The organism is Methanobrevibacter sp. (genome assembly GCF_045116495.1).
Lineage (GTDB): Archaea > Methanobacteriota > Methanobacteria > Methanobacteriales > Methanobacteriaceae > Methanocatella.
In genome coordinates, this window is sequence record NZ_JBGULU010000203.1 from 1 (window position 1) to 7,067 (window position 7,067).

Here is a 7,067-nt window from a genome sequence, read left to right on the forward strand (position 1 = left end):
AGGGGGCATTCATCCAAGAATTGCTGCAGAACATCACGCAGAGTGGATTCCTAAGCTGATTCCTGAAGCTATTGCTCAGGCAGGAATCTCTTATGATGACATTGACCTGATTTCATTTTCACAGGGTCCTGGTCTTGGCCCTGCCTTAAGGATAGTTGCAACATCAGCAAGAACGCTGGCATTATCGCTTAAAAAGCCAATTATTGGAGTCAATCATTGTATAGGTCATGTTGAAGTAGGAAAACTGGATACTGGTGCTGTTAATCCAGTTGCTCTTTATGTAAGTGGAGGAAACAGTCAAGTTATAGCTTATGAAAGTGGAAGATACAGAATTTTTGGTGAAACCTTGGATATAGCTATCGGAAACTGTCTTGATCATTTTGGACGTGAAACAGGTTTGGGCCATCCCGGTGGGCCTGTTATTGAAAAATTGGCTAAGGAAGGTTCATATATAGATTTGCCTTATAGCGTAAAGGGAATGGATTTCTCATTTTCAGGATTGCTGTCAGCAGCACTGAGGGAAGCTGAAAGGGGAACCAAAATGGAGGATATCTGTTTTTCCCTTCAGGAAACTGCCTTTTCAATGTTGGTGGAAGTGACCGAAAGGGCACTGTCCCACACTCAAAAGGATGAGGTGATGCTTTGCGGTGGGGTTTCCGCCAATTCAAGATTAAGGGAAATGCTTAAGACAATGTCAGAAGAGCACGGTGCCAAATTTTACATGCCTGAGATGAAACTCTGCGGTGACAATGGAGTCATGATTGCATGGCTGGGACTGTTAATGTGCAACGAGTTCGGTCCGATGGATTTGGCAGATACCGGAATCATTCAAAGATTCAGAACTGATGAGGTTGATATTCCATGGATTGACAATTCGAAAAGCTATTTGACATTAACAGATGATTTGATAGCAAAGGGTGCTGAATCAAATATTGTCAGAGCCGACTACCTGGGAGAACCTGCAGTTTTAAAGGACAGGATTGTAAAAAATTATAGAATTCCTGAAATTGACAATAAAATCAGAAAGGCAAGATGCAAACTTGAGGCCAGGTTATTGTCTGATGCTAAAAGAGCGGGTGTTGTAACACCTGTTTTGTATGATGTTGATCTCGATAACAAATCAATATTGATGGAAGAAATCGACGGTGTTATTGTTAAAGACATTATCGATGAGGATTTGGCATTCAGAATCGGTCATGAAATCTCCAAACTTCATTCAGCAGACATTATTCATGGAGACATTACCACTTCAAATATAATGCTTAGAGATGACCAGCTGGTTTTCATTGATTTTGGTCTTGGAAGACATTCCACTATTGATGAGGATAAAGCAGTTGATTTGCTTGTTTTGAAAAAATCCCTGCAAAGTATTGACTATAATTTAGCAGTCAAATATTTTGATTTGGTTTTAAAAGGATATGGCAACGATTCTATTGTTAATACTATTGAGGATATTGAATCCCGTGGAAGATATACTCACTAATTTAAAACTGTCAGCTGTAAGGATAATTTAACCCATTTCACTGACATCAGAGTTAACCAAAATTTTAATAGAAATCACCATTATATTTAAAAATATGATAACATTTATAACTGGTAACGAACATAAAGTAAAAGAAGCAGAGAATATTTTCAAAGATTATGACATTAACTTAAAGCATATTGATTTAGGTTACGAAGAGCCTCAGGGAACTCTTGAGGAAGTGGCCATATCAGGCGCAAAATATGCTTGTCATGAACTTGACTGTCCTGTGATTGTGGAAGATGCTGGTTTATTCATTAAAGCTTTGAATGGATTTCCTGGAACATATTCACATTATGTTCAAGATACTATTGGAAATCAAGGAATTTTGAAGTTATTAGCAGATTCTGATGACCGTTATGCCGAATTCAGGTCAGTTATTGGGTACTGTGCCCCCAATTCTGAGCCCAAGATCTTTTTAGGCAAAGTGTCAGGAGAAATCGCAGTTGAAGAAAGGGGAAATTTAGGATTTGCCTTTGATCCATTGTTTTATGTGCCTAGTTTAGGTAAGACATTTGGAGAACTTACAACTGATGAAAAAAACCAATTTTCACATAGAAAAAATTCTTTAGAAAAATTTATCAAATGGTATTCTAGTCAAGAGTAACATTATTTTTCTAATTACTGCTTAATTGGGCTTATTTAAGATTTAATAAATTTAAAGAGGTTTATATTATGGCAAGACCAGAATGGGTAACTTATAGTGATGAAGAAATTGAAGAAATGATTTTAAAATTTAACAGAGAAGGTAAAAGTACTTCAGAAATAGGTATTGTATTAAGAGACCAATACGGAATTCCTTCAGTTAAAGATGTAACTGGTGAAAGAATCACTGAAATTTTAAGAAGAAACGGTCAGGCTGGAGACTACCCAGAAGACTTAATGAACTTAATCAGAAGAGCAGTTAACATCAGAGATCACTTAGAAGAAAACCCAAAAGATTTACACTCTAGAAGAGGTTTAACTATTATCGAATCTAGAATCAGAAGATTAGCTTCTTACTATGTAAGTGAAGGTAAATTACCAGAAGGATGGAGATATAATCCAAGAGAAGCAGCACTCCTTGTTAAATAGAGCTAGCGAAGCTTGTAATATGCTCAAAGAGCATATGGAAAATGATACTGTTATAAGATTAATTTCTCATAACGACGCTGACGGAATCTCAGCGGCTGCAGTCATAGCGAATGCTTTGGCTGAAGAGGATGTTCAGTTCCATGCAACTCTTGTCCCACGTCTTAAGGAAGATATGGTAAATCAGCTAAGAAGTGAAAAAAATGATTTATTCATATTCTCCGATATGGGCAGTCAGTTCATTAAGGAATTCAACACCTATAAGCATGATGTTATTGTTGCAGACCACCATCAGGTCAATGACACCGAAGCCGAGAGCAATGTTGTCCATGTAAATCCTCATCTTTTTGGAGTTGATGGAAGTAAGGAGTTATGTGGTGCAGGATCCGCTTATTTGACTATAAGGGATTTAGATAAAAAACATTTGGCTTATTATGCTTTGGTGGGTGCGTTTGGTGATATGCAAGGTCAGGAAGGGTTTACTGGTGTAAACAAATTGATTCTTGACGATGCACTTGAAAGCGGTAATTTGGAGATTCATGAAGGTTTAAAGATTGTTTCAAAATCAACCGAACCGATTTTCAAATCTCTCGCTTATACTTTTTCACCGCCTCTTCCGGGAATCAGTGGTGATTTGGATGGGGCCCGTGAGTTTTTAGAACACATGAACCTGTCTTATGGAATCAAATTTACAGATTTGGAAGATGAGGAGAAAGACCTGTTAAAGGATGCCTTAATCAATGTCAATCCAGATATTTTCGGAGATTGCTATACTGTAGTTAAGGAATCTCCAATGTTGCGCGATTTGGAGGAATATTCATATATTCTTGACGCATGCGGCAAAAACAAAAAACAGGGATTGGGTTTAAGCATTGCCATGGGTGAAAAGGATCAGGCTCTCGATGCCGCTTTAAGGTTGCAACGCCAATACCGTGACCAAATTGTCAAAGGTCTTGAATGGGTTAAAAGAGAAGGCGCTCAGCAATTGAATTCAATCCAATACTTATACAGTGAAGATAAATTATTGAAATCTATAATGGGTACTATTGCAAGTATCGGCCTGTCAGTTGATTTGTTGGACAATTCCAAACCTGTACTTGGACTTTCAAGACTTCACAAGGATATTAAAATATCCGGTAGAACAACCAGGGATATGGTTGCAAAAGGAGTTAATTTAGGAAAAGCCTTGCAGGATTCCTCAAATAATTTTGGAGGAACTGGAGGAGGCCATGATATTGCAGCCGGTGCAATGATACCATATGAGAGTAAAGATAATTTCTTACACTTGGTTGATGAAATGGTGGAATATCAATTAAATAGTGATTAATATGTTTTTAACAAATGAAGAACAACAAATGTGCGATGGAGAATTTGGAGAAACCATTAGAAAAAGTATGGATATCTTAGTTGCTTTAGGTGATATCTATGGTGCTTCCAAATTAGTTGATATTACTTCTGCACAGGTATCTGGTGTTTCTTACAAAACTATTGGAGATGCTGGTTTGGAGTATCTTGAAGATTTGGCTCGCGATGGTTCAGGTAAAGCTACCATCAATGCATCATTAAATCCTCCGGGAACTGATTTGGATAATTGGGAAGCATTGGGATTTCCTAAAGACTTTGCAATCAAACAAAATCAGATTGTTGATGCATATGCAAATCTAGGCATTTCCAAAACATGTACTTGCACTCCATATTTGGTTGGTAATGTTCCAAGATTTAGAGATCATGTTTCATGGTCTGAATCTTCTGCTGTTGCCTATGTCAATTCTGTAATTGGGGCTAGAACCAATCGTGAAGGCGGTCCGGCAGCACTTGCAGCAGCAATTGTTGGAAAAACTCCATTATATGGTTTCCATTTAGAACAAAACAGAAAGGCAAATCTTGTCGTTAATGTTAACTGTGAGTTGAAAGGTGCTGATTTCGGTGCATTAGGTTATATTATCGGTAAAGTCGTTGGAGGCGGCGTACCTTACTTTAAACTTAAAAACACTCCTAACAATAACGATTTAAAAACCCTTGGTGCTGCACTTGCATCATCAGGTTCCGTTGCACTTTATCACATCGATAATGTGACTCCTGAATTTGACAGGGCAGGTGAAGCGGAAGTTGAAGATATAATGTTCATATCTGATAAGGAAATCGGAGAAACTCGCCAAAAATTATCAACTACTGACAAGGAACCTGATTTAATCTGTCTTGGATGTCCTCATGCATCACTTGAAGAAATTAAACAAGTAGCCAGTATTGTTCAAGGAAAAAATATTAAAAATAAATTATGGATTTGCACATCAGTTAGTGTCAAGGCAACAGCCGATAGGATGGGCTACACTGAGATTATTGAAAAAGCAGGCGGAAATGTTGTATGTGACACCTGTATGGTTGTAGCTCCTATTGAAGAGATGGGCTTTGAAGTAATCGGTGTAAATTCAGCAAAGGCAGCAAACTATGTTCCGTCAATGTGCGGACTTGATGTTGTTTATAATGATGTGGAAAACCTTATTCAGTTTGAATAAGTTTTCTTCAACTCTTTTTTTTTAAAACTATTAAACTTTAAATTACATAAAATCTATAAATTATAGCAATAGAAATTAGGGAAGACTTTTTTATGAATTATTTAGTTGTTGGTGCTGGAAATGCTAGTAGGCCCGTTGCAAGATTGCTTAATTATTTGGGTCATAAGGTTGTAATAACTGATTTAAAAGATATTTCAGAATTTAAAATAGAATTTCAAAGAAGTTTAATTGAAATGGAAAAGGAAGGAGTTATTCTAGACCTACCAAATAAAGATCCGTCCGTTGACGGATTTGATGCAGTTTATATGCCACCGACATTACCGGATTCCGCTCCAATAGCCGAAAAAGTTAAAAATTCAAACTTAAAAGTCTTGACCAATGAAGAATTTTCTAAAATCGTTAATGATTTGATTCCTGTTGATATTATTGGAATTACCGGAACTATGGGAAAAACAACCACTACTTTCATAACTACAAGCCTTTTTAAGCAGGCGGGTTATAATGTATGGTCCTGTTCATCTTTAGTAAATAACCTTGTTTCAGAAGCAATCATAGATGGAATTGTAAAGGGTAAAGCCAAAGAATGTGATATAGCTATTTTTGAACTTCCTCATGGCACTATTGGCCTTTTAAACAGATTAAATATCAAAATTGGGCTTTTGACAAACATCGCCGAAGACCATTTGTCCGAATTTGGGGGGTCACTTGAAAAGTACCAGCAGCGCAAACTTGTCCTTCAGGCCATGAGTGAAACTTTCATCGCAAACAATTCCTGTCGTGACATCATCGAAACTGTTAGGGATGATGCGATTTACTATGCATTGGATGAAGATGTGGACTTTAGGGGAACTGTTGGAGAAAAATCATTAACAATTAAATCAAAAGATGTGGAATTCACAACTCCATTTTACATGATGAGCTATTTCTTTGAAAACTCCGTTGCCGCATCAGCAGTGGCATTAACATACGGCGTTAAAGAATCAGATATCATTGATGCCTTGACAGTATTTAAGGGATTGCCGGCACACATGGAAGATGTCGGAGATTATAATGGAAGAAAAGTTATTCTCGATTCCGCATTTTTATATGATGGAATGAAAATTACACTGGATTATTTTAAGGATGAAAGTGTAGTCCTGTTCCTTGATCATTTTGATACATTGTCCGTAAGGGATAAGGCTGAAGTTGGCGAATTGATAAGCAACTATGATATTAAAGTTGTTATAGCCAGCGGTTTTAATGAAGTAACTCAGGAAGTTGAAATGGAGGCTGCTCAAGAAATTCTAGATGCAATCACCAATCCAAGCATTGAAAAGTTAGCAGTTGAGGATATTGAAAAGGCAGCCGAGTTGACTTTTAAATATTCAAAGCCTGGAGACATTATTTTGCACATGGGACCGCTTATAGCATATGATAGGCTAACTACAGTAGATAAAATTATGAAAGGGCTTGAAAAAGGGAGTAATGAGTATGAATAAAAATAAGACCTTTGGAGTTATTGGTGTTTGCGGAGCTAATGGTAATTTAATAGCTAGGATTCTTAAACAAAGAGGATACAACGTTATAGGAACAGATTTAACATTTAAAAAGGATTGCAAATTCGCAAAAGCTTTAGAAGGTTATGATATTGATGTTTACTATGGTCAAACTCCTGAAACTTTTTTCAAAAAGGCAGACTATATAATTCCTCCCGCAAGTATGCCAAAGGACGCTGAAATTTTAAAAAATTGCGGGAAACCTATTTTGGAATTGTGTGACATCATTGAAATGATTAAACCTGAAAAACCTGTATTTGGAATCACAGGAACTAACGGCAAGACAACCACAACCACTTTACTTAAAAGGGTTGCTTATGATAATGGAATAAAACCATGTGAACATGATCTGGAAGGCATGCAGGGCAATGCTGAATTCATTCCAATCCTACAGTCCAGATTGGATGGGGACGTAGGTATTTT

At 37.0% G+C, this 7,067-nt stretch carries 6 protein-coding genes and 1 pseudogene; all 7 read left to right on the plus strand.

Annotated elements, in window-relative coordinates; translation table 11 throughout:
- The coding region (locus tag ACJMLH_RS10890) for a bifunctional N(6)-L-threonylcarbamoyladenine synthase/serine/threonine protein kinase (protein ID WP_405277635.1) at nucleotides 1-1,483 on the plus strand (1,483 nt) is incomplete at its 5' end.
- 94 nt (nucleotides 1,484-1,577) lie between these two features.
- Entirely contained in the window at nucleotides 1,578-2,129 is a 552-nt protein-coding gene (locus ACJMLH_RS10895) for an XTP/dITP diphosphatase (protein ID WP_405277638.1), read from the plus strand.
- A 68-nt stretch (nucleotides 2,130-2,197) separates the two neighbouring features.
- A complete protein-coding gene (locus ACJMLH_RS10900) occupies nucleotides 2,198-2,596 on the plus strand; it encodes a 30S ribosomal protein S15 (protein WP_405277641.1) in 399 nt (132 codons plus the stop codon).
- Nucleotides 2,586-3,920 (plus strand): DHHA1 domain-containing protein, encoded by a 1,335-nt coding sequence (locus tag ACJMLH_RS10905; RefSeq protein WP_405277644.1) that lies wholly within the window; start codon nucleotides 2,586-2,588, stop codon nucleotides 3,918-3,920. Before ACJMLH_RS10900 ends, ACJMLH_RS10905 begins: the two co-directional genes overlap by 11 nt.
- A gap of 1 nt (nucleotide 3,921) precedes the next feature.
- The gene (locus tag ACJMLH_RS10910; protein WP_405277647.1) at nucleotides 3,922-5,109 is read left to right on the plus strand and encodes an aconitase X; all 1,188 of its coding nucleotides are present in this window, start codon (nucleotides 3,922-3,924) and stop codon (nucleotides 5,107-5,109) included.
- A 92-nt stretch (nucleotides 5,110-5,201) separates the two neighbouring features.
- Complete coding sequence (locus ACJMLH_RS10915) at nucleotides 5,202-6,587, plus strand: Mur ligase family protein (RefSeq protein ID WP_405277650.1); 1,386 nt, start codon at nucleotides 5,202-5,204, stop codon at nucleotides 6,585-6,587.
- Nucleotides 6,580-7,067 (plus strand): annotated as a pseudogene (locus ACJMLH_RS10920) (UDP-N-acetylmuramate--alanine ligase); the annotation flags it as partial. The gene ACJMLH_RS10915 and the pseudogene ACJMLH_RS10920, both read left to right, overlap by 8 nt.